The sequence below is a fragment of the Leucobacter luti genome, from assembly GCF_050310065.1.
Classification (GTDB): domain Bacteria; phylum Actinomycetota; class Actinomycetes; order Actinomycetales; family Microbacteriaceae; genus Leucobacter; species Leucobacter luti_B.
Genome location: NZ_CP190007.1, coordinates 934,177 through 957,697, shown reverse-complemented (window position 1 = coordinate 957,697; position 23,521 = coordinate 934,177). Strand labels below are relative to the sequence as shown.

The 23,521-nt window shown below is 70.8% G+C and carries 25 protein-coding genes; 7 read left to right on the top strand and 18 right to left on the bottom strand.

The genetic code is table 11. The features are described 5' to 3' along the window. The first annotated feature begins 85 nt into the window (after positions 1–85). Positions 86–1,546 (top strand): amidophosphoribosyltransferase, encoded by a 1,461-nt coding sequence (gene purF / locus ACOPJ3_RS04375; RefSeq protein ID WP_427870616.1) that lies wholly within the window; start codon positions 86–88, stop codon positions 1,544–1,546. Positions 1,547–1,641: 95 nt separating this feature from the next. On the opposite strand, the gene ACOPJ3_RS04370 is transcribed toward purF, so the two are convergent. The 4 genes from ACOPJ3_RS04370 to ACOPJ3_RS04355 are packed head-to-tail and all read right to left on the bottom strand — an operon-like array spanning position 1,642 to position 3,057. Then, a complete protein-coding gene (locus ACOPJ3_RS04370; protein WP_427870615.1) occupies positions 1,642–1,986 on the bottom strand; it encodes a twin-arginine translocase TatA/TatE family subunit in 345 nt (114 codons plus the stop codon). A 33-nt stretch (positions 1,987–2,019) separates the two neighbouring features. Continuing rightward, positions 2,020–2,235: a twin-arginine translocase TatA/TatE family subunit gene (gene tatA / locus ACOPJ3_RS04365; protein ID WP_427870614.1), complete on the bottom strand. Its 216-nt coding sequence runs from the start codon at positions 2,233–2,235 to the stop codon at positions 2,020–2,022. A gap of 33 nt (positions 2,236–2,268) precedes the next feature. Beyond that, the gene (locus ACOPJ3_RS04360) at positions 2,269–2,631 is read right to left on the bottom strand and encodes a hypothetical protein (RefSeq protein WP_427870613.1); all 363 of its coding nucleotides are present in this window, start codon (positions 2,629–2,631) and stop codon (positions 2,269–2,271) included. 60 nt (positions 2,632–2,691) lie between these two features. After that, the gene (locus ACOPJ3_RS04355; RefSeq protein ID WP_427870612.1) at positions 2,692–3,057 is read right to left on the bottom strand and encodes a sterol carrier family protein; all 366 of its coding nucleotides are present in this window, start codon (positions 3,055–3,057) and stop codon (positions 2,692–2,694) included. Positions 3,058–3,098: 41 nt separating this feature from the next. Here ACOPJ3_RS04355 and purD point away from each other — a divergent pair, with 41 nt between their 5' ends. After that, positions 3,099–4,352 (top strand): phosphoribosylamine--glycine ligase, encoded by a 1,254-nt coding sequence (gene purD / locus ACOPJ3_RS04350; RefSeq protein ID WP_427870611.1) that lies wholly within the window; start codon positions 3,099–3,101, stop codon positions 4,350–4,352. Between the two features lie 128 nt (positions 4,353–4,480). On the opposite strand, the gene ACOPJ3_RS04345 is transcribed toward purD, so the two are convergent. After that, positions 4,481–5,188, bottom strand: coding sequence for an SRPBCC family protein (locus tag ACOPJ3_RS04345; protein WP_427870610.1), 708 nt, complete (start codon positions 5,186–5,188; stop codon positions 4,481–4,483). Positions 5,189–5,377: 189 nt separating this feature from the next. On the opposite strand from ACOPJ3_RS04345, the gene ACOPJ3_RS04340 reads away from it, so the two are divergent. Next, complete coding sequence (locus ACOPJ3_RS04340) at positions 5,378–6,301, top strand: phosphoribosylaminoimidazolesuccinocarboxamide synthase (RefSeq protein ID WP_427870609.1); 924 nt, start codon at positions 5,378–5,380, stop codon at positions 6,299–6,301. Here the strand turns inward: ACOPJ3_RS04340 and ACOPJ3_RS04335 are convergent. Further along, complete coding sequence (locus ACOPJ3_RS04335) at positions 6,298–7,272, bottom strand: IS481 family transposase (protein WP_427870608.1); 975 nt, start codon at positions 7,270–7,272, stop codon at positions 6,298–6,300. The two genes, ACOPJ3_RS04340 and ACOPJ3_RS04335, sit on opposite strands and share 4 nt — an antisense overlap. 169 nt (positions 7,273–7,441) lie before the next feature. Between ACOPJ3_RS04335 and purS the strand changes: the two genes are divergently transcribed. From purS to ACOPJ3_RS04320, 3 genes are all read left to right on the top strand, one after another. Then, complete coding sequence (purS, locus tag ACOPJ3_RS04330; RefSeq protein WP_427870607.1) at positions 7,442–7,699, top strand: phosphoribosylformylglycinamidine synthase subunit PurS; 258 nt, start codon at positions 7,442–7,444, stop codon at positions 7,697–7,699. Further along, positions 7,699–8,403: a phosphoribosylformylglycinamidine synthase subunit PurQ gene (gene purQ / locus ACOPJ3_RS04325; RefSeq protein WP_427870606.1), complete on the top strand. Its 705-nt coding sequence runs from the start codon at positions 7,699–7,701 to the stop codon at positions 8,401–8,403. The genes purS and purQ overlap by 1 nt, the downstream gene beginning before the upstream one ends. A gap of 529 nt (positions 8,404–8,932) precedes the next feature. After that, positions 8,933–9,409: a hypothetical protein gene (locus ACOPJ3_RS04320; protein ID WP_427870605.1), complete on the top strand. Its 477-nt coding sequence runs from the start codon at positions 8,933–8,935 to the stop codon at positions 9,407–9,409. Between the two features lie 6 nt (positions 9,410–9,415). Here the strand turns inward: ACOPJ3_RS04320 and ACOPJ3_RS04315 are convergent, their stop codons facing one another. The 6 genes from ACOPJ3_RS04315 to hemE all read right to left on the bottom strand — a co-directional run bounded on the left by ACOPJ3_RS04315 (position 9,416) and on the right by hemE (position 16,348). Next, a complete protein-coding gene (locus ACOPJ3_RS04315) occupies positions 9,416–10,759 on the bottom strand; it encodes a glutamate-1-semialdehyde 2,1-aminomutase (protein WP_427870604.1) in 1,344 nt (447 codons plus the stop codon). After that, positions 10,747–11,715 (bottom strand): porphobilinogen synthase, encoded by a 969-nt coding sequence (gene hemB / locus ACOPJ3_RS04310; protein WP_427870603.1) that lies wholly within the window; start codon positions 11,713–11,715, stop codon positions 10,747–10,749. The genes ACOPJ3_RS04315 and hemB overlap by 13 nt, the downstream gene beginning before the upstream one ends. A 77-nt stretch (positions 11,716–11,792) precedes the next feature. After that, a complete protein-coding gene (locus tag ACOPJ3_RS04305) occupies positions 11,793–12,698 on the bottom strand; it encodes a uroporphyrinogen-III synthase (RefSeq protein ID WP_427870602.1) in 906 nt (301 codons plus the stop codon). Between the two features lie 2 nt (positions 12,699–12,700). Beyond that, positions 12,701–13,735 (bottom strand): hydroxymethylbilane synthase, encoded by a 1,035-nt coding sequence (hemC, locus tag ACOPJ3_RS04300; protein WP_427870601.1) that lies wholly within the window; start codon positions 13,733–13,735, stop codon positions 12,701–12,703. Beyond that, positions 13,732–15,276, bottom strand: a complete 1,545-nt coding sequence (locus tag ACOPJ3_RS04295) for a protoporphyrinogen/coproporphyrinogen oxidase (protein WP_427870600.1) — start codon at positions 15,274–15,276, stop codon at positions 13,732–13,734. The genes hemC and ACOPJ3_RS04295 overlap by 4 nt, the downstream gene beginning before the upstream one ends. Further along, the gene (gene hemE, locus ACOPJ3_RS04290) at positions 15,254–16,348 is read right to left on the bottom strand and encodes a uroporphyrinogen decarboxylase (RefSeq protein WP_427870599.1); all 1,095 of its coding nucleotides are present in this window, start codon (positions 16,346–16,348) and stop codon (positions 15,254–15,256) included. The genes ACOPJ3_RS04295 and hemE overlap by 23 nt, the downstream gene beginning before the upstream one ends. Positions 16,349–16,462: 114 nt before the next feature. On the opposite strand from hemE, the gene ACOPJ3_RS04285 reads away from it, so the two are divergent. Next, the gene (locus ACOPJ3_RS04285; RefSeq protein ID WP_427870598.1) at positions 16,463–17,824 is read left to right on the top strand and encodes a glutamyl-tRNA reductase; all 1,362 of its coding nucleotides are present in this window, start codon (positions 16,463–16,465) and stop codon (positions 17,822–17,824) included. Here the strand turns inward: ACOPJ3_RS04285 and ACOPJ3_RS04280 are convergent. From ACOPJ3_RS04280 to ACOPJ3_RS04255, 6 genes are all read right to left on the bottom strand, one after another. Continuing rightward, positions 17,738–18,499 (bottom strand): ABC transporter ATP-binding protein, encoded by a 762-nt coding sequence (locus ACOPJ3_RS04280; protein ID WP_427870597.1) that lies wholly within the window; start codon positions 18,497–18,499, stop codon positions 17,738–17,740. The genes ACOPJ3_RS04285 and ACOPJ3_RS04280 overlap by 87 nt on opposite strands. Beyond that, positions 18,496–19,524 (bottom strand): iron chelate uptake ABC transporter family permease subunit, encoded by a 1,029-nt coding sequence (locus ACOPJ3_RS04275; protein WP_427870596.1) that lies wholly within the window; start codon positions 19,522–19,524, stop codon positions 18,496–18,498. The genes ACOPJ3_RS04280 and ACOPJ3_RS04275 overlap by 4 nt, the downstream gene beginning before the upstream one ends. Then, positions 19,517–20,560 (bottom strand): ABC transporter permease, encoded by a 1,044-nt coding sequence (locus tag ACOPJ3_RS04270; RefSeq protein WP_427870595.1) that lies wholly within the window; start codon positions 20,558–20,560, stop codon positions 19,517–19,519. Before ACOPJ3_RS04270 ends, ACOPJ3_RS04275 begins: the two co-directional genes overlap by 8 nt. Next, the gene (locus ACOPJ3_RS04265; protein ID WP_427870594.1) at positions 20,557–21,561 is read right to left on the bottom strand and encodes a siderophore ABC transporter substrate-binding protein; all 1,005 of its coding nucleotides are present in this window, start codon (positions 21,559–21,561) and stop codon (positions 20,557–20,559) included. Before ACOPJ3_RS04265 ends, ACOPJ3_RS04270 begins: the two co-directional genes overlap by 4 nt. A gap of 231 nt (positions 21,562–21,792) precedes the next feature. After that, entirely contained in the window at positions 21,793–22,314 is a 522-nt protein-coding gene (locus tag ACOPJ3_RS04260; protein ID WP_427870593.1) for a GNAT family N-acetyltransferase, read from the bottom strand. Next, positions 22,311–23,474, bottom strand: a complete 1,164-nt coding sequence (locus tag ACOPJ3_RS04255) for a hypothetical protein (protein ID WP_427870592.1) — start codon at positions 23,472–23,474, stop codon at positions 22,311–22,313. Before ACOPJ3_RS04255 ends, ACOPJ3_RS04260 begins: the two co-directional genes overlap by 4 nt. Between the last annotated feature and the right edge of the window lie 47 nt (positions 23,475–23,521).

Sequence of the window (23,521 nt, the reverse complement as noted above, 5' to 3'; positions counted from 1 at the left end):
CGCACCGAGCACCCCGCGCAGTGTGCGACACTAGTCGTTGCGTCTGCCTGACGCTCCACCCCCTCCAAGGAGCAGACCAAGAAGCATGTGCGGCATCGTCGGAATCGTTTCGCCCGAACCCGTCAACCAGCAGATCTACGACAGCCTGCTGCTGCTGCAGCACCGCGGTCAGGACTCGACGGGGATCGCCACCCTCGACGGTGACTTCTTCCACATGGTGAAGGCGAAGGGCCAGGTCCGCGAGGCATACCGCACCCGCGACATGCGCCAGCTCACGGGCAACGTCGGCCTCGGGCACGTGCGCTACGCGACCCGCGGCTCGGCCGCGCAGGAGGAGGAGGCGCAGCCGTTCTACGTCGGCGCGCCCTACGGCATCATCCTCGTCCACAACGGCAACCTCACGAACACCCGCGAGCTCACCGCCGAGCTCTACAACGTGGATCGCCGCCACCTGAACACCCACTCCGACACGGAGCTCCTCCTCAACGTGCTCGCGAACGAGCTGCAGGCCGGGATCACGGGCCTTTCGCTCGACGAGGAGCAGGTCTTCGGCGCGGTCGCCCGCGTCCACGAGCGCGTCGAGGGTTCCTACGCCACGATCGCGCTGATCGCGGGCTACGGGCTCCTCGCCTTCCGCGACCCGTTCGGGATCCGCCCGCTCGTGCTCGGCCGCCGCACGAGCGCGACCGGCGGCGACGAGTGGGTCGTCGCGAGCGAGTCGCTCGTGCTGGAGTCCGGCGGCTACGAGGTCGTCCGCGACGTCGATCCGGGCGAGGCCATCCTCATCACGCCGGACGGCAAGATGACCTCGCGCCAGTGCGCGAAGGAGACGAAGCTCGTCCCGTGCGCCTTCGAGTACATCTACCTCGCCCGCCCCGACTCCGTGCTGAGCGGCATCGCGGTCTACGACGCGCGCCTCCGCCTCGGCGACGTGCTCGCCGAGCAGATCCGCAAGGAACTGCCCGACGCCGAGATCGACGTCGTCATGCCGATCCCGGACTCCGCGCGGCCGAGCGCCATGCAGGTCGCGCAGCGGCTCGGGATCGAGTACCGCGAGGGCTTCTTCAAGAACCGCTACATCGGCCGCACGTTCATCATGCCGGGCCAGGCGGTGCGCAAGCGCAGCGTGCGCCAGAAGCTGAACGCCATGAGCGTCGAGTTCAAGGGCAAGAATGTGCTGATCGTGGACGACTCGATCGTGCGCGGCACGACCTCGCGCGAGATCGTCGAGATGGCGAGGGCCGCGGGCGCCAAGTCGGTCATCTTCGCCTCGGCCGCCCCGCCCGTCGTCTCGCCACATGTCTACGGCATCAATATGCCGTCGCGCAACGAGCTCATCGCGCACGGGCGCACCGCCGCAGAGATCGCCGCCGATCTGGGCGCGGATCACCTCGTCTACCAGACCGTCGAGGGCATGAACCGCGCGATCCTCGCGGGGCAGACCGAGGTCACCGAGCTCGAGGAGAGCTGCTTCACGGGCGAGTACATCGCGGGCAACGTCGACGAGGAATACCTCGCCTGGGTCGAGGCCACGCAGGAGAGCTGAGCCCGGGGCCAGCCCGTCCGCCAACGACAGAGGCGCCGTCCCCGCGGGGGCGGCGCCTCTGTCGTTGCGAAGCTGTTCCGGATCAGGCCTTCGGCTTAAGCCTTCGGTGCGGTCCCGGGATCCTCGGGATCCTTCGGCACGGCCGGGCCGACCGGGCCGGCCGGCGGCTCCGGATCGCCGCCAGCGGCGCCGTTCGGCCGCTCGCCGGCGGCACCGGGCACGGGGTGCTGGGGGCCGGCCGTGGCGGTCGGTGTGGCGGGCTCACCCGTCTGGCCGCTCGGATCCTGAGCATCGTCCGCGTCGCTGCGGACCTCCTTCTTCAGGATGCGCATCGACTGGCCGAGGCTCTTCGCGAGACCAGGCAGCTTCGGCGCACCGAAGAGGAGCAGCACGATGAAGAGGATAACGAGCAGCGTGGGGCCGGAAAGATTTCCGAACATAGCGGTGAGGCTCCGATCGTAAGCGTCAGATCATTATGGCAGATCGCGCTTCGGATCAGCGGTCGCAGAATCCGTCGCGTTCTGCGTCGGGCTACCGTCGCCATCCTGGTCGCTGCGGACCTCCTTCTTCAGGATGCGCATCGACTGGCCGAGGCTCTTTGCGAGGCCAGGCAGCTTCGGCGCTCCGAACAAGAGCAGGATGACGAAGAGGATGGCGAGAAGGTGCCATCCCGAAAGGTTTCCGAGCATGAGTGCACTCCGATTTCGATTGTGTGTTCGCGATTATTGCACGTCGGAATGGATGGCAATTGCGGTTCCGCGCTTGCGCCGGGCCGTGACGCCAAGAATGAGCGCGAGCAGGCAGCCGAGCGCGAGCCCGATGGCCGCCCCAATGAGCGCCATGAACCCCGTGATCTGAGCGAGCGTGTACTGCGCCTCAGGGTCGAGCGGGAACACGAGGCTCGCGACAACGGCGACCAGGATCCCGAGCACCGTCATCCCCGCGATCACTCGTCCGTAACGCACCGAGCGGGTGATCGTGACCTCGCGCTCGGTCTCGTGGACGACGGGGACGTGCTCGGGTGCGGGCTCGTGCTCGGGCGCGGATCCGGGCTCGTGTTCTGGTGCGGGGTCGGGCGTGTTCATACCTTCCATTCTCTCAGCCCCGCCATGCGAGTCTGACCACCCGGCCCGGGACCCGTCGGGCTAGCGAAGGATAGGAAGGAGCGGGGCGATATCCGCGCGAGCGCCGGAGGCCGCGAGGCGGGCCTGCGCGACCGCCTCGTCCCAGCTGAGCCCGCCCGTGGCGAGCGCGAACCAGGTGGCCGCGTCCGTCTCGATCACGTTCGGCGGGGTGCCGCGCGTGTGCCGGGGCCCCGCAACGCACTGCGTCGCACCGAATGGCGGCACCCGCAGCTCGACCGTGTTCCCCGGCGCGAGCTCCGCGAGTTCCTCGAGCAGATAGCGCACGGCCGTCGCGAGCACGGGGCGCGCCGCCCCCTCGACCCCTGTGGCCCGCACGGCGGCGACCGCAGCCATGCCGTCCTCGTGCGAGATTCTCCGCTTCGCCATGCCCTCCACTCTAGGGTCCCGGCGGCAGGTAGTCTGGTGCGGTGAAGATCCTCGTCCTGGGGCCGGGTGCCCGCGAACACGCCATTGTCCTCGCCCTGCTCGCTGAGTCGGCCGATCACGAGATCGTCTGCGCGCCCGGCAACGCCGGGATCGCCGCGAGCGGCGTCGAGACGCCCGAGCTCGCCTACACCGACCCGCACGCGGTCGCGGCATTCGTCGCCGAGCGCGGCTTCGACCTCGTCGTCGTCGGCCCCGAGGCTCCGCTCGTCGCGGGCGTCGCCGACCCGCTCCGCGCCGCTGGCGTGCCCGTGTTCGGGCCCGACGCCGCGGCAGCGCAGCTCGAGGGATCGAAGGCCTTCGCCAAGCGCATCATGGACGAGGCGAACGTGCCCACCGGCCGCGCCGAGCGCGTCGCGGGCGTCGAGGACGCCGGCCGCGTGCTCGACGAGTTCGGCGCCCCCTACGTCGTGAAGGCCGACGGGCTCGCCGCGGGCAAGGGCGTGCTCGTGACCTCCGACCGGGACGCCGCGCTCGAGCACGTCGCCACCTGGGCGCCGCACGGCGACGTGCTCATCGAGGAATTCCTCGACGGCCAGGAGGTTTCACTCTTCTTCTTCGCCGACGGCCACGACGTCGTCGCGCTCACCCCCGCTCAGGACTACAAGCGCATCTTCGACGGCGACGAGGGCCCCAACACGGGCGGCATGGGCGCCTACTCCCCGCTCCCCTGGGTCGCCGACGACTTCGTCGAGGAGATCACCCGCACCGTCGCGCTCCCCACCGTGCGCCAGCTCGAAGCCGAGGGCACCCCGTTCGTGGGGCTCCTCTACTGCGGCCTCATCGTGACCGCGACGGGCGTCCGCGTCATCGAGTTCAACGCGCGCTTCGGCGATCCCGAGACCCAGGTCGTGCTCGCGCGCCTCGAGTCACCCCTCAGCCGCTACCTGCTGGCCGCGGCGACGGGCGAGCTGCCCGCCCAGCCCGCGCCCGAGTTCTCCGAGCAGCCCGCCGTGATCGTCGTGGTCGCGAGCGAGGGGTACCCCGGCGAGGTCGTCACGGGCCGCGCGCTCACTGGGCTCGACGAGGCCGCCGCCGTGCCCGGGGTGCACCTCGTGCACGCCGCGACGAAGCGCGACGCGGAGGGCGGCTGGATCGCGACGGGCGGACGCGTGCTCGGCGTCGTTGCGCGCGGCGACAGCTTCGCCGCGGCGCGCGAGCGCGCCTACGAGGCCGTCGCACTCATCGGGCTCGAGGGCGGCCAGCACCGCACCGACATCGCGGCGCGCGTCGCCTAACCGCGCGCCGCGGGCGCCTGGGCTCCAGCGTTCCCAGGGATTTCTGCACTCAACTCGACCAGATGCCCAAATTCTTCGAATTGAACGCCGAATCCTCTGGGAACGCAGATCCGAGCCTGGCCGGTCGGCTAGTTGCCCCGGATCAGGTCGTCGAAGTCGGGATCCGCGTCAGGCTCGTCCGGCTCGGCGCTTTCGCCGTCGTCAGCGCCCCCGGCACCGTCAACTCCACCGTCGGGACCGTCAACTCCAGCCCCCTCGCCCCCGGCACCGTCAACTCCAGCGACCTCAGCCTCGTCACCATCGGCTTCGGCATCGGCATCGTCCGACCCGACATCCACCGCCTCGGCCTCCACCGCCACGGCGTCAACCGCAGCGCCACCTCCGGCGCCCGCGACAACACCGTCGGCGCCGATCGTCCCGCTTTCCACAGCGACGCGCACGGCCTCGGTCAGATCCCGCAGCAGCACGGCCCACCCCTCCTGCGAAGCGGCGGCGCGCTCCGCGGGCGACGGCAGTGCGTCGAAGCCCGTCTCCGTGACGGTGATCCCGGTCTCGTACCCCTGCGATCGCAGCGTCACGAGCACAGCGGTGTCCCTGGGGTCGCCCGATTCCCTCCAGGTGAAACCGATCGCGTGACCGTCGACCCAGACGTCAACCGTGCCGGAGGCGTCGCGGCTCACCGCGTCGTCACCCTCCCCCTCGGACCAGCGCTCGGAGACCTCGCCGCCCACCTTCGGCTCGAGCCGCAGCTCGGGCCACCATTCGCCCCTGAGCGCCTCCTCCGAAAGGTACGCCCAGACCGCTGCTCGCGCCGCGTTCACTCGGCTACGTGCCACCACAGGTCCCAGCGGAATCATGCTTCTCCTCGAGTCGTAGGTTTCGCTCGGCATCCCTCGTGAGGAATGTCCGCCCCCTATAGCCAATGACCCTAACCGCAACCACTGACATCCGCCCTGAGCCTCCCAGGAATGTCCTGGATCGATACCGAATCGAACCATCGCGGGCAATGGTGGGAGAATGGTCCGGTGACCGAACTCTCAGCGCCCCAGGAGCTCCCCGGCTGGACCCACACCTACTCGGGGAAGGTCCGTGACCTCTACGTCCCGGCCGACGGCGACGAACGCTTCCTGCTCGTCGTCGCGAGCAACCGCGTGAGCGCGTTCGACCACGTGCTCGAACCCCCGATCCCGGGCAAGGGCGCGCTCCTCACGGCGCTCTCGAACTGGTGGTTCAGCAGGATCCAACTGCCGAATCACCTCGCGGGCGAGGGCGCCCCTGAGGTTCCCGAGGCGGTCGCGGATCGCGCGGTCGTGTCCAAGCGCCTCGAGATGTTCCCGGTCGAGTGCGTCGTGCGCGGCGCGCTCACCGGATCCGGATTCGCGGAGTACGAGCGCACCGGCGCCGTGTGCGGGATCGACCTGCCCGCAGGTCTCCAGGACGGCGACCTCCTCGACACCCCCATCTACACCCCCGCATACAAGGCGCCGCTCGGCGAGCACGACGAGAACATCACCTACGAGCAGAGCGTCGAGCTCGTGGGTGAGAAGGTCGCGAGCGCCCTCCGCAACGCTTCGCTCAAGATCTTCACCGAGGCGCGGGAACTCGCGGCCGAGCGCGGGATCGTGCTCGCCGACACGAAGTTCGAGTTCGGGCGGGATCCGGAATCGGGCGAGCTCGTGCTCGCCGACGAGGTGCTCACGAGCGACTCGTCCAGGTACTGGGACGCCGACCGCTTCTTCGATGCCGGGCTGACCGCGAAACAGCGCATGTCGTCGTTCGACAAGCAGATCGTGCGCAACTGGCTGTCCGCGAACTGGGATCGCACGGGCGAGCCGCCCGCGCTCCCCGACGAGATCGTCACCCAGACCTATGAGCGTTACCTCGAGCTCTACCGCCGCCTGACCGGCCAGGAGCCGCCCTTCGCGCCCCTGGCGCCGTCCTCCCTCTAGGTGTACTGACCTCGACCGTTGTTGACTCGGTCGATGGGAGTTTGGCCGTCGATGCCGAGGTGAGCTCTGTCTAGGTTGTAGTAGTCCAGCCAGGCCGTCAACCCTGCTCTGCGTTCGTCGTTAGAAGTCCAGGGCCTCGCGTATGCCCATTCAGTCGCGAGGGTGCGGTTGAGGCGTTCGACTTTCCCGTTGGTCCAGGGACAGTGCGGGCGAATGAACCGGTGCTGAATACTGTGCTGGGTGATGATGTCCCTGAACGCGGCGGAGTGCCGGTACGCGAACGCGTTATCGCTGATGACACGCTCAACACGTACCCCGAGCGACGCGTAGAACCCGATGGCGCGTTCGAGGACACCGGCCGCGGTCACGCCTTTCTCATCGTCGTGGATCTCGGCATACGCGACACGAGAGTGGTCATCGATCACGGTGTGGACGTAGTCGTACCCTTGTCCTCGTTTCCGGTTCGGGCGTTCGCTGCGCCCATGGAGCCGCCACCCACCGCCGTCAGGGATACGGCCGAGCTTCTTCACATCGATATGGATCAACGACCCCGGATACTCGTGTTCGTATCGGTTCGCGGACCGTCGTCCCGCACGGATCCTGATCCCAGTCACAGGATCAAGTTCACGTAACAACGGGGTGTGATGGCGACGCAGCACCCGCCCGACTGTCGAGGCGTGCATGCCGAGCTTGCCCGCGATGAATACCGGGCCACGCCTGGTGAGCGCGCGCATGATCCGCACCCGGGTCTCCATGCATCCGGGCGTACGCCGCGGATGCGACCTGGCCGCACTCGACCGATCCCGTAATCCCGCAACCCCGGCCTCCTGGAACCTGCGCCACCACCGCCACGCAGTCGTGCGCGAGACTCCCATCTCCAAGGCAACATGAGCGACCGGCCGACCCGATTGAATGCGTTGGACCAGGATCAATCTACCGGCAGGAGCGAGCCGGGCATTAGCGTGAGACATGAGAGACCTTCGTTTGAACGAGCAGGGGAACTAGACAGCTCCAACTCGACAACGAAGGTCTCTCCTATGTCAACAACCCTCCGGGTCAGTACATCTAGGGCGCGGGATCCGGGCCCGGATCCATGAGAGAATGAATGTCGATCCTCACCTCGAGAAACGGAGATCCCGGGTGCCCACGATTGTCGTAGATGTCATGCCCAAGGCCGAGCTGCTCGATCCGCAGGGCAAGGCCACCACGGGGGCGCTCGATCGCCTCGGCCACGGCAAGTTCCAGAACGTCCGCATCGGCAAGCGCTTCGAACTCACGGTCGAGGGCGAGGTGACCGAGGAGATCCTCGCTGAGGTTCGCAAGGTCGCCGACGAGATCCTCTCGAACGCGGTGATCGAGGACGTCGTCTCGATCACGGTCGACGGCGAGGCCAAGTAGTGGCACCCCGGATCGGCGTCGTCACCTTCCCCGGCTCGCTCGACGACCGCGACGCGCAGCGCGCGATCCGGATCGCGGGCGCCGAGCCCGTCGCCCTCTGGCACGCCTCGCACGACCTCGATGGTGTTGACGCCATCGTGCTGCCCGGCGGCTTCAGCTACGGCGACTACCTGCGGCCCGGCGCGATTGCGGCAATCTCGCCGATCATGACCGAGGTCATCGAGGCCGCCAAGAAGGGCATGCCCGTGCTCGGGATCTGCAATGGCTTCCAGGTCCTCGTCGAGGCGCACCTGCTGCCCGGCGGCCTGATCCGCAACGCGCACCAGCAGTTCATCCGCCGCGACCAGAAGCTCGTGGTCGAGAACGCCGACACGGCGTGGACCAGCCGCTTCGAGCAGGGCGAAGAAATCGTGATCCCGCTGAAGAACGGCGACGGCGGCTACATCGCCAACGAGGAGACCATCAAGCGCCTCGAGGGCGACGGGCTCATCGCGTTCCGCTACCGCGGCGTGAACCCCAACGGCTCCCTCGACGACATCGCCGGCCTCACGAACGAGCGCGGCAACGTGGTCGGCCTCATGCCCCACCCCGAACACGCGGTCGAGCCCGGCTTCGGCCCGGACATGCCCGACGCCATGCGATCCGGGATCGACGGCCTGCGCTTCTTCGAGAGCGCAATCGACGCCCTCGCCGCGCGGGCCTAGTTTTTCGCCGCGAAGCGGGCGCTCCCTTCGAGGGGGCGCCCGCTTCGTCGTTCCGGGGCTAGCACCGCGCGGCCGAGTAGGCCGTAAAGCCCCAATCGCGGCGGTGAATGGGGCCTTACGGCCCACTCGGCGGGGCATGCGGTCCAGTTTGGGCCCGGATCCGGGCCCGGATCCGGGCCGCGCCGCTCACGCGCGCGAAACTTGGCGCCCGCAGGGTGCCGAGTCGGCCGAAAGGCCCCAATCACGGGCTCGCGTCGGCCGTAAAGCCCCTTTCACTGGCCTGAATGGGGCCTTACGGCCCACTCGGCAGGGCATGCGGGCCAGTTTGGGGCCGGATCCGGATCCGGGCCGCGCCGCTCACGCGCGCGAGACCTGGCGCCCGCAAGGTGCCGAGTCGGCCGTAAGGCCCCTTTCGCGAGCTTGAATGGGGCCTTACGGCCGACTCGGCGGGCGCGGTGGCCGACTCGGCGGGCGCGGCGGGCGCGGCTCAACGAGCCGCCGCTCCCAACCCCCACAAAAGCTAACCTCCATGCATCTCCCGCCGAGCAGCAGCCCCGAGGCCGGGAACTCGGCCCTCGACCAGGAGTTACTGGGGGCCCGGCGCACGCGCGAGTGGGACTGGTCCGAGCGGGAGCCAGGCGCCACGGGGCGACCGGCCGAGGGCGACACCCCAGTAATCCCCGAGCGCTGGTGCACCTTCCCGGCGCGGTTCGGGGAGCTCGTCGCGCCGGGCGAGAGCTGCGCACACGAAACGCAGCGGGCCCAGGTGAGTGAGTTCTGGGAGGCGCACCTCCCCATCCTCATGCGCGCCGACGGCGACTCCGCCTTCCTCACCCTCAACAGGCGAAATGGCGCGGTCGTCTCGGGCTGCGAACCCGCGTTCGAAGAGACGACCGAGCTGGCCGCGAGCGTCGACGAGTTCTTTCGGGCCGTGATCGACGGGTGGCCGCAGGAGCAGCCCGGGCGCGGAGACCCCGCGCTCGAACCGCTCCTGCAAGAGCAGTAGCCGCCCCTACACCCCCACGGGCCGCTCCGCCGCTGCGGCGGCACGCGCCGCCGCAGGCAGCGCGCCCGCGATCTGCGCGACCACGTCACCGTTGTGCGCCGCCGTCACGAACCACGCCTCGAAGGCGCTCGGCGGCAGCGAGACCCCCTGCTCGAGCATCGAGTGGAAGAACGCGCGGTGCCGCCATGTCTCCTGGCCGAGCACCTCGTCGTAGCCGCGCGGCGCCTCCGGGAAGTCCCCGAAGAGCACGCTGAACAGGGTTCCGGCGCGCTGGATCCGGTGCGGCACTCCCGCCTGGGCGAGCGCGGTGCCGACGAGCACCGAGATGCCCTGCGAGGCGAGCAGGAGCCGCTCGTAGGCCGCGGCGTCGGCCCCGCGGAGCGTGGCGAGGCCGGCGGCCGCCGCGACGGGGTTCCCCGAGAGCGTGCCGGCCTGGTAGACGGGCCCGAGGGGCGCGAGCAGCTCCATGATCTCGGCGCGCCCGCCGAGGGCGGCGAGCGGCAGGCCGCCGCCGATGACCTTGCCGAAGGTAAACAGGTCGGGGGCGATGTGCGCGGGCAGGCCCGCGCACTCGATCCCCCAGAACCCGCCGGGACCGGCCCGGAAGCCCGTGAGCACCTCGTCCATGATGACGAGCGCGCCGTGCCGGTGCGCCGTCTCGATGAGCTCGCGCGTGAAGCCGGGGCGCGGCGGCACGACGCCCATGTTCGCGGCCGCAGCCTCCGTGATGACCGCCGCGATCCGGTCGCCGTGCTCCGCGAACGCGGCGTGCAGTGCGACCGTGTCGTTGTACGGCAGCACGAGCGTCTGACCGGCCGTTTCGGGCGTCACGCCGGCGCTGCCCGGGAGGGCGAGCGTCGCGAGCCCGGATCCGGCCGCCGCGAGCAGGCCGTCCGAGTGGCCGTGGTAGTGGCCCGCGAACTTCACGATGAGCGGCCGCCCGGTCGCGCCGCGGGCGAGCCGGATCGCGCTCATGGTCGCCTCCGTGCCGGTCGACACGAGCCTGAGCCGCTCGATCCCGGGCACCCGGGAGATGATCTCCTCGGCGAGCTCGGCCTCGATCGGGGCCGAGGCCCCGAAGCCGAGGCCACGCGCCGCCGCCTCCTTCACGGCGGCGACGACGGACGGCTCCGCGTGCCCGAGGAGCGCGGGGCCCCACGAGGCCACGAGGTCGATGTAGTGCGCGCCGTCGGCGTCGGTCACGAACGCGCCGCGTCCCGAGACGATAAAGCGGGGTGTGCCTCCGACCGAACCAAAGGCACGGACGGGCGAGTTCACTCCGCCGGGGATCACGCGCTCGGCGCGCGCCGCGAGCTCCGCACTGCGGGCGGATCCCGTCACCTGAGCCACCCCGCAACCTCGGTCGCGTAGTAGCTCAGGATCGCATCGGCCCCCGCACGCTTGATCCCGATCAGGGACTCCTCGATCGCGCGCCTGCGGTCGATCCAGCCGTTCGCGGCTGCGGCCTCGATCATCGCGAGCTCGCCGGACACCTGGTACGCCCACACGGGCACAGGGCTCATGGCGGCGACGTCCGAGAGCACGTCGAGGTAAGACATCGCGGGCTTCACCATCACGATGTCCGCGCCCTCGGCGACGTCGAGCTCGGCCTCGCGCACGCCCTCGCGGCGGTTCGCGGGATCCTGCTGGTAGCTCCTGCGGTCGCCCGTGAGCTGGGAGTCGACGGCCTCGCGGAACGGCCCGTAGAAGGCCGAGGCGTACTTCGCGGAGTAGGCGAGGATCGCGGCGCCCTCGTGGCCCACCCCGTCGAGGGCGGCGCGCACGGCGGCGACCTGGCCGTCCATCATGCCGGAGAGCCCGAGCACGGCGGATCCGGCGTCGGCCTGCGCGACCGCCATCGCGGCGTATCGCTCGAGCGTCGCGTCGTTGTCGACCTCGCCGCCCCTGAGCACCCCGCAATGGCCGTGATCGGTGAATTCGTCGAGGCAGAGGTCGGTCTGCACGACGAGGGCGTCGCCGAACTCCGCGGCGATCTCGCGGGTGGCGAGGTTCAGGATCCCCTCGGGATCGTCGGCCGCGGAGCCCTCGGCGTCGCGCGTCTCGGGCACGCCGAACAGCATCACACCGCCGACTCCTGCCTCAGCGGCCTCCCCAGCGGCGCGCTTCAGCGAGTCGATCGTGTGCTGCCGCACTCCCGGCATCGCGGCGATATCCCGCGGCTCGTCGATGCCCTCCCGCACAAAGAGGGGCAGCACGAGCTCTGCCGGGGAGAGCCGCGTCTCGGCCGCGAGCCGCCTGAGGGCAGGCGTCCGGCGCATCCGGCGCGGTCTAATGATGGGGGTCATTCGGTGGTTCCTTCTTCTGATCTGGGGTGGAACTTCGTAACTTCGGCCGGTCGGTGCGGGCGACCTGCCTGTCGGGTCTATGTGTGCTGCTCGAAGTATTCGACGAGGGCGTCAATGAGTCCCGTCGTCGTGTGCTCGCGCGCGATCGCGGTGCTCAGGATCCCGGCGGCCTCGAGGGCACGCGCGGTCGGCTGGCCGATCGCGATCACCGCGGTCCGCTCGGGCAGCGGCGCGAAGCGGGCGGCGAGCGACCTCGCCCCCGAGCCGCTCATCACGAGCACGGCGTCGAGCCCGCGCGCGAGAAGCTCGCGGTCGGCGTCGCCGTGGGGCGCGGCGTCGGTCCGCGCGGATTCTGGGGCAGCGGAGCCTGGCTTCGCGGCGACCGTCCGGTAGGCGTCGACCCTCGTGACCTCGTGGCCGGCCAGGCGCAGCGCCTCCTCGAGCGTCGGCTCGGCGATCTCCGAGAGCGCGAGCAGGAACCGGCTTCCGGGCGCCGCCCCCGCCCGCGGGTCCATGAGCGCTGCGGCGAGGCCGACCGCGCTGAAGTCGCTCGCAGGCACGACGTCGGCCTCCAGGCCCGCGCGGCCGAGCGCCGCGGCGGTCGCCGGGCCGACGGCCGCAATGCGGCCGGACGCGGCTCCGTGTGTGGATCCGGATCCGGATCCCGCTGCGGCCCCGGATCCCGAGGCAAGTCCGGATCCCGAGGCGAGTCCGGCGGCGACAGCCTCGGCCCCGCGCGCGCTCGTGACGACGAGCCAGTCGTGGGCGCCGGCGCGCCAGTCGGCGAGGCCGGCGAGGAGCGGCCCGCGGTCGGCCGGCGGGAGCGTCGCGATGAGCGGCACGACGACCGGCTCGCCGCCGCGATTCGCGATCTCCGCGGCGAGGAGCTCCCCGCCTCTGCCTCCCCTCGGCACGAGCACGCGACGGCCCGCGAGGGGTGCCGCCGAGGCCCCCTCCACGCGCTCCCCCGTCCCCCCGGACACGCTCACACCCGCCCGCCGAGCGGCGCGAGCTCCGCCGCGCCTCGCGCGAGCAGCTCGCCCGCGACCCGCCTGCCGAGCTCGTGCGGCGCGTCAGCGGTATCAGGGTCGTCGAGCCGCCACGGGATGTCGCCGCGGGCCGTGAGACTCGCGCTGCCGTCGAGGCGGTACACCGTGGAGCTCAGGCTCAGCAGGCCTTCGGCAACGACGGCGGTCGCGCCTACCGGGGCGGCGCAGCCCGCCTCGAGCGAGGCGAGCAGCTGGCGCTCGGCCAGCACGGTCGCGCGGCACACCGCGTCCTCGATCGCGGCGAGACCGGCGGCGAGCCGCCCGGCCAGCGGCCCGCCCGCAGCCTCCGCCTCGCGCACCTCGATCGCGAGCGCGCCCTGTCCGGGCGCCGTCGGCGCCTCCGCGAGGCCGAAGCGCTCGGCGATCGCGGCGCCGCGGCCGATCCGGTCGAGGCCCGCGGCGGCGAGCACGACGGCGTCGAGGTCCTGCTCGAGCCGCGCGAGTCGTGTGTCGACGTTGCCCCTGATGTCGAGCACCTCGAGGTCGGGTCTACGGGCGAGCAGCTGCGCCGCGCGGCGCGGTGATCCGGTGCCGACGCGCGCCCCGGCAGGGAGCTCGCGCAGGAGGTCGCCCTCGCTGCTGCAGAGCGCGTCCCGCGCGTCGGCGCGCTCCGGCACGGCGCCGAGCGCGATCCCCGGGGCATCCCCGGTCGGGAGGTCCTTGAGCGAGTGCACCGCGACATCGCACTCACCTCCGAGGAGGGCGTCGCGCAGGGCGCTCACGAAGACGCCCGTCCCACCGAGCTGAGACAGCGATTCCCGCGAGACGTCGCCCTTCGTGCGGACGATCACGAGGCCCACGTCCTGGCCCGTGGCCAGCGCGAGCTTCTCAGCGACCGTCGTGGTCTGCGCGACCGCGAGGGCGCTCCCGCGCGTTCCGATCCTGATCAGCCCCTCCGCCGCGGCGAGGCCGCCCTCGGCGCGGAACACCCGTCCGCTTGCCACTCGCGTTCCGTTGCCGTCGATCGTCATGTCGTCTTCCGTCCTTCGTCCTGCGGTTCTTCGTGCTGCGGGTCATCGACCCGCGTTCCTTCGCGGCGCGTTCCGCGGCTCCCCGCGTGGGCCCTGAGGAGGTCACCTGCGGCCGCTCGCGCCGCGGGCACCACCGACGCGAGACCGGTGCCGTGGACCGAGTCGCCGACGAGCGCGAGGGTTCCCGGTCCTGATCCGGCACCGGATCCCGGCCCAGCGGCCGCCCCGCGTCGCCGCGGGGCCGGCGGGATGCGCCAGCGCTGCCGCGCCTGCCCGCGCACCTTCGAGGGGTCGAGCGCAACGCCCAGGATCCTGGACGCGTCGGCGAGGGCGAGGGCGTAGGCGTCGTCGTCGCCGAGACCGGCGGTCGCCGGGGCGTGCTGCAGGCTGCCGTAGGAGAGCCGCAGCGCGTGCCTGCCCGCGGGGAGCTCCTGGGCGCGGAGAGGCCACTTCGCGGTGACGTGCGTGAGCGCCTTCGCGCGGATGCCCCCGTGCGGCGCCCCCGCGACGAGGGCGCCGGTGCCCCGGGGGGCCGCGTCGAGTCGCTCGTCGTCGATCACGAGCAGCACGACCTCGACCTCGGTCTCGGGCGCCCCGGCCCGGGAGGAAATCCCCGCCGCACCATCGCCCAGCATGCGCGCGGCCTCGGCCCGCGGCACCGCAAGGACGAGCAACTCGGCGCGGGCGAGCTCATCGCCCGATCCGCCGCGCAGGATCCACTCGCCGCCCGCTCCGCCGACCTCGTCTGGAGCGCCGTGGCCCGCGACGAACTCCGTCGCCGCGACCGTCGTCCCGGTCGTGATCCGGCCCCCACGCCGCTCGATGTCTCCGATGAGCGCCCCGATCAGGTCGGACATGCCGCCCCTCAGCCCCGACACGGCGCCTCCGGCTGCGCTCGTGGACCGGCGGAGTGCGCCCGCCGCAGCCCGAAGCGAGCCCGCGCGGCGGATCTCGGCCGCGAGCCCCGGCACCTCGTCGATGCGAATCTCCTCCGGCCTGCGCGAATAGACCCCGAGGGCGACGGGACGCACGAGTCGCTCGAGGACCCTGTGGCCGAGCCGCGCGCGCACGAGCTCAGCGAGCGTGGTGTCTGAGGCAGGTCGCCGCCGCACGCGCGGGAGGCAAGCTTCGGCCGCGGCGCGCGCGGCGCCCGGGATCCCGAGCACGCGGCGCGTCGCCGGCGAGAACGGGGCGACGGGGATCCCCATCGTGCCCGATGCCGGCATCGGCGTCGCACCGCTCGGCGTCACGAGCCAGGAGCCGTGCGAGGCCGGCGCCACGATCCGGTGCCCGATGCCCAGTTCCTCGACGAGTTCCGCGACGGCCCCTCCGCGCGTGGCGAAGGCCTCTGCGCCGAGGTCGAAGTTCACGCCGTCGACCTGCACCCCCGCGATCCGGCCGCCGCAGTAGTTCGCGGCCTCGAACAGCGCGACCGCCACTCCCCGAGCAGCGAGCTCGCGCGCGGCGACGAGCCCGGCCACGCCCCCGCCGACGACGAGGGCGCGAAGCGGTTCGGGATCAGGCTGCATGGGTGAGCTCAACGATCCTGGACAGCACATCGGGGTCGGCGTCTGGCGGCACGCCGTGGCCCAGATTGAGCACGTGACCGGGGGCGCGCTTGCCGCGCTCGAGCACGTCCGTGAGGCCCCGCTCGAGCACCTGCGGCGGCGCCCACAGCAGGGAGGGGTCGAGGTTGCCCTGCAGCGGCAGCGCGTCGCCCAGCCGCCTGCTCGCCTCGTCGAGCGGGGTGCGCCAGTCGACACCGAGCGCCGTCGCCCCGACCGACGCGAGCTCCTCGAGGAGGTGCCCCGACCCGACCGCGAAGTGGATCACCGGAACCGCGGAGCTCGGATCCCCGCCCCCGATTTCCCGCACGCCGGCGATCGCCTCGCGCGAGTGCGGGGCGACGCTCGTCCGGTAGTCGGCGACGCTCAGCGAGCCGGCCCACGAGTCGAAGAGTTGCACCGCGCTCGCGCCCGCCTCGATCTGCGCCTCGAGGAACACGGCGTCGAGCTCCGCGAGCCAGCCGAGCAGCTCGGCCCAGACCTCCGGCTCGGAGTGCATGAGCGCGCGGGCGCGGAGGTGCTCGCGGGAGGGGCCACCCTCGACGAGGTAGGCCGCGAGCGTGAAGGGCGCGCCGGCGAAACCAATGAGGGGCGTCGAGCCGAGTCCGGCGACCGTCAGCGCGACCGCCTCCCTGATGGGATCGAGCGCGGCGCGCAAGCGCTCGGCCCCGAACTCCGCGCGGCAGCGCGCGACATCGGCCGCGGTGCGGACGGGCTCAGCGAAGACCGGCCCGCGCCCGGCCACCAGGTCGACGTTCAGGCCGACAAGCTTCAGGGGAACTACGATGTCGGAGAAGAAGACGGCGGCGTCGACCCCGTGCCTGCGAATCGGCTGCAAGGTGATCTCGCTCGCGAGCGCGGGATCGACGCAGGCGTCGAGCATGCGGTGGTCAGCGCGGATCGCGCGGTACTCCGGGAGCGATCTGCCCGCCTGGCGCATAAACCAAACAGGGGTGCGATCAGGACGATCTCCGCGCAGTGCGCGTACGAGGTCGGAGCGGCCGGTTCGGCCGTCGAGCAGGGGGTGGGTGCACGGCAGGTCATTCATCGCTAGGGAATGTTAGCCTATACATCTGATGTGTCACATCAGATGTGCTCAGCGTGGTCTGGCACAGTTGTCGTGTGAAGCCCTGCCTCAGCCCGACCACCCTCCGAGAGCCTCATGCTGATCTCCATCTCATTTGACCTGCACAGCAGCCCATTCGACCTCATCGAACAGCTGTCACGCCGCGCGCCAGAGATCACCGGCGCGCTCGAGCGGCCCGAGGTATCCGACGGAGTAGTCGTGCTGTCGACGTGCAATCGCTTCGAGGTGTACCTGGAGGCGCCCTCGCCGGAAGCGGCGTCCCACGGAGCTCCGGGCGCGGTCGACCTCGTCGCCGACATCGCGGGGATCCCGCGCGGCGTCGCCGCGGCTGCGGCCGAGATCCGGCACGATCGACGCGCCGCCGAGCACCTCTTCGCGGTCGCATCCGGCCTCGAGTCCGCCGTCGTCGGCGAGGGTGAGATCGCGGGCCAGGTGCGTCGCGCCCACGATGCGGCGCGGGATCGCGGCAGCCTCACGCATGAGCTCGAGCGCCTGTTCCAGTCGGCCACGCGGACCTCGCGCGAGGTCGGGCACCGGACGGGCCTGAGGAACGCCGGGCGCTCGCTCGTGCGGCTCTCGCTACGACTCGCTGAGAGCCGGATCCCCGACTGGTCGCGGGCGCGGGTACTCCTCATCGGGACCGGCGCGTACGCCGGGGCGACCGTCTCGGCGCTCCGCGGCCGCGGCGCTCGGCTCATCAGCGTGCACTCGCCCTCCGGCCGCGCCGAGGCATACGCCGAAAGCCACGCACTCGAGCCCGTGGGGCAGCGCGGCCTGCGCGCTGCCCTCACCGGATCCGACCTCGTGGTCGCCTGCAGCCGCGCCGAGGAACCGCTGCTCACCGCCCCGGATCTCGCGGCCGAAACGCGGCACCGCAGGCTGCTCATCGACCTCGGGATGCCCCGCAACATCGACCCGGCCGTCGATGAGCTGCCCGGGATCGACCTGCTCGACCTCGAGACGGTCGCCCGCCACGCGGGGGTCGCCGAACTCGGCCCGGAGGCCGAGGCGCTCGAGATCGTGCGCCGCGCCGCCGAGGAGTTCGCCGCTGATCAGGCGGAACGCGAGGCCGTGCCGGCGCTCCTGTCGCTGCGGGACCACGTGCTCGGGATCCTCGAGGAGGAGATCTGCCGCGCGCACCGGGGATCCGGGCGCGAGGGCGAGGTGAACGAGGAGGTCGCCGCCGCAATGCGCAGGCTCACCGGCAAGCTCCTCCACACCCCCATGACCCGCATTCGCACGCTCGGGCGCGAGGGTCGCGCGAGCGAGGCCGGCGCAGCGATCGAGGCGCTCTTCGGCCTCGATCCCGCGCCGCGCTCGGAGATCCCCGCGGTGGCGGCCTCCCCCGAATTAGGGCCGGTAGTAGACGGCGAGCGGGTACCCCTGGTGCTCGACGACCTCGACCGGGGTTTCAAAGACACGCTCGAGCACCTCTGAGGTGATGATCTCGGCGGGAGTGCCCGAGGCGACGATGCGCCCGTCAGCGAGGGCGACGATGCGGTCAGCGTATGCCGCGGCGAAGTTGACGTCGTGGATCACGAGGATGATCGTCTTGCCGAGCGCGTCGGCCGCCGCGCGCACCTGCCCCATCATGCTGACCGCGTGGCGCATGTCGAGCCCGGTGAGCGGCTCGTCGAGGAGTACGTAGTCGGTGTCCTGGGCGAGCACCATGGCCACGAAGGCGCGCTGCCGCTGCCCGCCCGAGAGCTCGTCAATGAAGCGCTCCTCCATGCCGGCGAGGTCGAGGAACGCGATCGCCGCGTGAATCGCGCGCCGGTCGGCCTCCGTGATCCGGCCCGCGGAGTGCGGAAATCTGCCGAAGGTGACGAGCTGTCGCACCGTGAGCCTCGCGACGAAGTGGTTCTCCTGCTTCAGGATCGACACGACCTTCGCGAGGTCGCGGGGCTTCGCGGCCCGCACGTCGAGCCCGCCGACGACGACCCGGCCACTGTCCGGTTCGAGCAGCCTGCCGATGATGGTGAGGAGGGTCGACTTGCCTGCCCCGTTGGGCCCGATGAGCGCGGTGACGCCGCCCTCATCGATCGCGAGGTCGACGGGTCCGAGGACGCGGCGCCCCGCATAGTGCTTCTCGATGGCGCTCAGCTCGATCAACGCAATCCCTTTCTGAGGAGGACAACCAGGAAAACGAGCCCTCCGGCGAACTCGATAATGACGGTCACCATGCCGGCGGCCGCGAACACGTGCTTCAGCACGAAGGTGGCCCCGAGCAGGGTCACCAGGCCGATGCCGATCGCGAGCGGCAGGGTGACCGAGTGCCGGTCGCTGCCCGCGAACTGATAGGCGAGCGTCGCGACGAGGAAGCCATAGAACGTCATCGGGCCGACCATCGTGGCCGAGACTGAGACGAGCACGGCAACGAGCACGAGGATCACCACGACCTCGCGACGGTACCGGATCCCGAGACTCACCGCCACGTCGCGGCCGAGCGCCACGACATCGTAGGTCCGCCTGCGCAGCCAGAAGAACACGAGCACCCCAGCCACGATCGTCGCCGCGATCGGCAGATACTCGGGGTTGCCCTTGCCGATGGACCCGAAGAGCCGAGCGCTCAGTACGTCGAACTCGCTCGGGGTGAGGAGGCGCTGCAGGAACGAGGAGACCGAGCCGAAGCCGATCCCGAGCACGACGCCGACGAGGAGCAGCAGGTGCAGATTCGCCCGCCTCCCCGAGAACAGCCAGCCGTAGAGCGCGGTCGCGAAGAGCACCATAAGGGTGCTCTGCGCGACGATCTTCGGGATCCCCTCCATGGAGCTTGCCGCGGTGCCGAACACGAACACGAGCGCCGTCTGCGTGAGCACATAGAGCGCGTCGAAGCCGAGGATAGAGGGGGTCAGGATCCGGTTCGAGGTCGCCGTGTGAAACATGACGGTCGCGACGGCCTGGGCGACCGCGACGAGCGCGATCGTGCCGAGCGCCGTCGAACGGGTCTGCACGATGACCCAGAAGCCAGCGCTGCCGGGCGCCGCCGGGTTCTCGTACCAGAGGATCGCGACGGCAAGCGCCGCAGCGACCGCGAAGACCAGACAGACGGGGAGGTTCGCGCGCAGCCACGACGGGCGGTCCGCCGTGCGCGCGGGCTCCTCCCCCGTGCTCGCGAGCTGGACGATGCTACCCACGGCGCTGCCTCAGGAGGATGGTGATGAACACGACGGCGCCGACGATCCCGAGCACGAGCGAGACCGGCACCTCGAACGGGATCCGCACGGTGCGGCCGATGAGGTCTCCGACCGTGACGAGGGCGACCCCGCCGAGGCACACCCACGGCAGGTTCCCGCGCACGTTGTCGCCCCGGATCATCGATACGACGTTGGGCACGACCAGGCCGAGGAACGGCAGGAAGCCCACCACGACCGTCGTCACGCCAGAGGCGATGGCGACGAGCGCCGTGGCCGCGACAAGCGTCCACTCGTAGCGCACGCCCACGCTCGTCGCGATGTCTTTGCCGAGGCCAGCGACCGTGATCCGGTCGGCCATCAGGAACACGAGCAGCGTCACGACGGCCACGACCCAGAGCACCTCGTAGCGGCCGCGCACGACCTGTGTGAAGCTCCCGAGGAACCAGGTGCTCACCATCTGCAGCAGGTTGAACTGCGCCGCCAGGAACGTGGTGAGCGCGCTCACCACGGCGCCCAGCATGATCCCGATGAGTGGCACCACGAGCGTCGACCGGATCACGATCCGGCGCAGGATCAGCATGAATGCCATTGCGCCGACGAAGGCGAAGGCACTCGACACGACCATGCGGCCAACGAGTCCGAGCTGGGGTGCCAGGATCGCCGTAGCCAGGAGCCCGAGGGCCGCCCACTCGGTCGTTCCCGAGGTGGTCGCGTCGACGAAGCGATTCTGGGTGAGCATCTGCATGACGAGCCCGCAGGTGGCCATCGCCGCGCCGGCGAGCAGGAGGGCGACGGTGCGGGGCACCCGGGTGATCCAGAACATCTCGGCGCCGAACTCCCCGCTCGAGATGTCGTAGACGCCCACGAGGAGGGACGCCGCGAGGAGCGCCGCGACGATCAGCGAGGCGGCGACGAGCGCCAACGCCCCGCGGGCCTCCCCCACGGCGCTGCGGATACGCCCGTCGGGGCGCCTGCTCGGAAGAGCGGGCGCCCCGACGGACGAGGCGGTCATGCCTCGTTCGACATCGCGACTCATGCGGCGGCGAACGCCTCCTTGATCTGCTCGAACAGGGCCGTGTACGCCTGGATGTCCTCGGTCAGATAGAAGTTCGAATCGAGCACGATGACCTTGCCGTCCTGCACCGCCGGCACGTTCTTGAGCGCCTCGGAGTTCATGATGAGTTCCTCCGCGGGCTTCGAGCCCTCCTCGCGCTCATCCGGGGCGAAGGAGGCGTCGCGGTCCAGGGCGATGATCCAGGACGGGTTCGAGGCGGCGATCGCCTCGACCGAGATGTCGTCGCCCTGGTGGTCGTCGCTCGCACCCTCCACCTCGAGCGCCGGGGTGAGATCCAGCGCGCCGAACACCGGGCCGAGCGCGCGGCCGAATCCGGGGGCAACGAAGCCGATCTTGCCCGCCGAAGTGTTGACGGCCATGACCTTCTCGCCGCTCGGGTACGCGTCCTTCGCGCCCGCGATCGCGGCGTCGAGCTTGTCGTTCAGCTCCTTGGCCTCGTCCTCGTGATCGAAGATCTGCCCGAGGATGTCGCTCTCGCGCTTGAGCTCGGAGAACATGTCCTCGCCGTCGCGGGGATTAATCTCGATGACCACGGCATCCGGGTTCTGCTTCTTGATCTCGTCGTACGAGTCACCGAAGCGGTAGCCGCCGATGATCAGATCCGGATCCGCGGCGACGATCGCCTCGAGGTTGGGCTCGCGGTGGTTGCCGATGTCGGCGACCGCCTCGTCGTCCGTGTACTTCTCCCACGCGCTCCCCATGATGCCCTTGGGGGCCGCAACGAGCGGCACATCCCACTCGTTCAGCGTCTCGAAGACGTGGTTGTCAAGCGCGACCACCTTCTTCGGGTTGACGGGCACCTCCACCTCACCGTGGTTGTCGGTGATCGTGATGGTGCTGGGGGCCTTCGCGTCGCCCTGGGCGTCGCCGCCCGTGTCCGCGGAGGAGCAGCCGGTCAGGATCAGGGCCGCACTCAGCGTGAGTGCCGCGCCAAGGACGGGGCGTGAGAAGCGTGTTGACACGGTGAAACCTCATATGGTCGGTGAGAGAGGAAACGCGCCGGTGATCTGAATCGCAGCGGCGCGCAGGACCCCGCGGCGGTGAGCGGTGCGCCGCATCCGGGATCGGTAAAGTCAGCCTAACCTCATATTCATCAGATGTTCAAGTCATTGCGCACTGTTGGCTCCTGACCTGGGGTTTGTGCGGTATGCCCCGCCGCTGGGCGGCGCGGCGAGGCGCTCCCCGCAGCGACCTCACCGCGCGATGTCGTACGCGTATGCGATGATTCTCCGCCGCTCACCGAGCGCGATGAACTCGTGGCCCCGATCCGGGATGACGGTGAACCCCATGCGCTCATAGAGTGCCTGCGCCGCGTGCATGATCGAGCCCGTATGCAGCACGAGGCGGCGCGCGCCGCGCTCACGGGCAAGCTCGAGCGCGTGGCGCATGAGCGCCTCTCCGACGTCGCGCCTGCGCGCGGCAGCGGACACCGCGAGGAGGCGGACGTCCATCTCACCCGCCGCCGTGTCGTCCTGCAGTCGCTCGCCCGGGCGTGGCGCAGTCAGCGTGCCGACGAGCGCGCCGGAGCTTGCGTCCGCAGCAACCCAGATCTCCGCACTCGCCGAGCGCCCGCGAGCATCGGCGATTTCCGCGAGATATTCCGGCGAAAGCATGTAGGCATCCTCGTAGGCCGCGCGGGCAAGCGCGCCGACCTCGTCAAGCTCATCGACGCGCGCGAGCCTGATCTCGATCCCCGGCGACCCGGGCGAGCTCACCGCACGGTCGGGGGCTGGTTGCCCTGCTGGGGCTGCTGGAGCACCGAGAAGTCCGGTTGCCCATCCGCGCCCATGGGGAGCGGGCGGCCGTCAGCGAAGGTCGGCCAGGGCAGGAGCTCAGCCTCGCCCGGCGCGGGCTGCTGCGGGGCGGGCTGCTGCTGCGCCTGCTGAGCGACGAGCTGCTGCTGCACCGGGTATCCCTGCTGCGGGTAGCCCTGCTGCGGATGAGACGCGAGCGCCTGTTGCTGCGCCGCCTGCTGCGCCGCACGCTCCTGGCGCGCGCGTTCCCGCTCCTCGGCGCCGTAGGACCACCGCAGGAGCAGGGTGATCGAGAGGCCGAGCGCCGTCAGGATCAGGATCGCGGTCGCGATCTTCCAGTAGAGGTCCGGGACCCGCAGGTCGAAGGCCTCGATCCCGACGGGAGCCGTGAACAGAATGCCGGAGAGCACCGCGAGAATGCTCGTGACAAATGCGAACGTCGTCACGACGGGCGGGAGCTTCTGCCCGACCTTCAGCAGGAGCTGGCAGCACAGGATCACGGCCCGGGTCACGACGATGACGAGCAACGACTTCCAGAAGATCTCCCAGAGCAGACCGAAGGGATCGTACTTGGACATCCAGATGACGATGAGCAGGAGCCCGAGGATGTACGCGTTCGCGATGAGCGCGACGGGCGCGTACCACTCAGACTTCTGCTCGCGCCTCGTGTCGAGCGCGGTGAAGAGCACGAACACGGCGAACAGCACGAAGGTGGAGAAGACGCGCTCGAACTTGCCCTCGAACTCGCCGATGAACAGGAGCGAGATGGAGGCGATCGTGAGGCCGGCGAGCAGGATGATGCTGACCTTGAGGAACGTCGAGAGTCCGCCCTTCTCCTTCGCAGCGCGCGGCGGCTTCGGAGCCTTCGGAGCCTTCGGAACCTTGGGCGCCTTGGCCGGCCGGCCGGGGGTCGCTGCGGCGGTCTGCGCGTGCGGCGCGGCGGGCGCACCGGCCGGCGCCCCCACGGGCGCACCCGGCGCCGGCTGCGTCCCCGGGGCTGCCGGTGGCGCCTGCGCGATCGGCGCGGATCCCGCTGGCGCTCCTGCGGTCTGGGGCGCCTGAGGCGGCCGCTGCGCAGCCGAGGCCTGGGGGTCTGGTGCGTTCGAGTTCGGATCGCTCATGGCTCATAGTCTCCACCGTCCGGCTGAGAATCGCCACCCTGGTGGGC

Bases quoted from the DNA above. Each gene is read 5' to 3' on its own strand.
- hemC (WP_427870601.1), bottom strand. From the start codon at position 13,735: ATGACGATCGACGGCAACGGAACGCGAGTGGCAAGCGGACGGGTGTTC.
- ACOPJ3_RS04370 (WP_427870615.1), bottom strand. From the start codon at position 1,986: ATGTTCGGAAATCTTTCCGGCCCCACGCTGCTCGTTATCCTCTTCATC.
- hemE (WP_427870599.1), bottom strand. From the start codon at position 16,348: ATGAATGACCTGCCGTGCACCCACCCCCTGCTCGACGGCCGAACCGGC.
- ACOPJ3_RS04270 (WP_427870595.1), bottom strand. From the start codon at position 20,560: ATGAGTCGCGATGTCGAACGAGGCATGACCGCCTCGTCCGTCGGGGCG.
- ACOPJ3_RS04255 (WP_427870592.1), bottom strand. From the start codon at position 23,474: ATGAGCGATCCGAACTCGAACGCACCAGACCCCCAGGCCTCGGCTGCG.
- ACOPJ3_RS04320 (WP_427870605.1), top strand. From the start codon at position 8,933: ATGCATCTCCCGCCGAGCAGCAGCCCCGAGGCCGGGAACTCGGCCCTC.
- purF (WP_427870616.1), top strand. From the start codon at position 86: ATGTGCGGCATCGTCGGAATCGTTTCGCCCGAACCCGTCAACCAGCAG.
- tatA (WP_427870614.1), bottom strand. From the start codon at position 2,235: ATGCTCGGAAACCTTTCGGGATGGCACCTTCTCGCCATCCTCTTCGTC.
- ACOPJ3_RS04360 (WP_427870613.1), bottom strand. From the start codon at position 2,631: ATGAACACGCCCGACCCCGCACCAGAACACGAGCCCGGATCCGCGCCC.
- ACOPJ3_RS04335 (WP_427870608.1), bottom strand. From the start codon at position 7,272: ATGTCTCACGCTAATGCCCGGCTCGCTCCTGCCGGTAGATTGATCCTG.
- ACOPJ3_RS04355 (WP_427870612.1), bottom strand. From the start codon at position 3,057: ATGGCGAAGCGGAGAATCTCGCACGAGGACGGCATGGCTGCGGTCGCC.
- hemB (WP_427870603.1), bottom strand. From the start codon at position 11,715: ATGACCCCCATCATTAGACCGCGCCGGATGCGCCGGACGCCTGCCCTC.
- ACOPJ3_RS04285 (WP_427870598.1), top strand. From the start codon at position 16,463: ATGCTGATCTCCATCTCATTTGACCTGCACAGCAGCCCATTCGACCTC.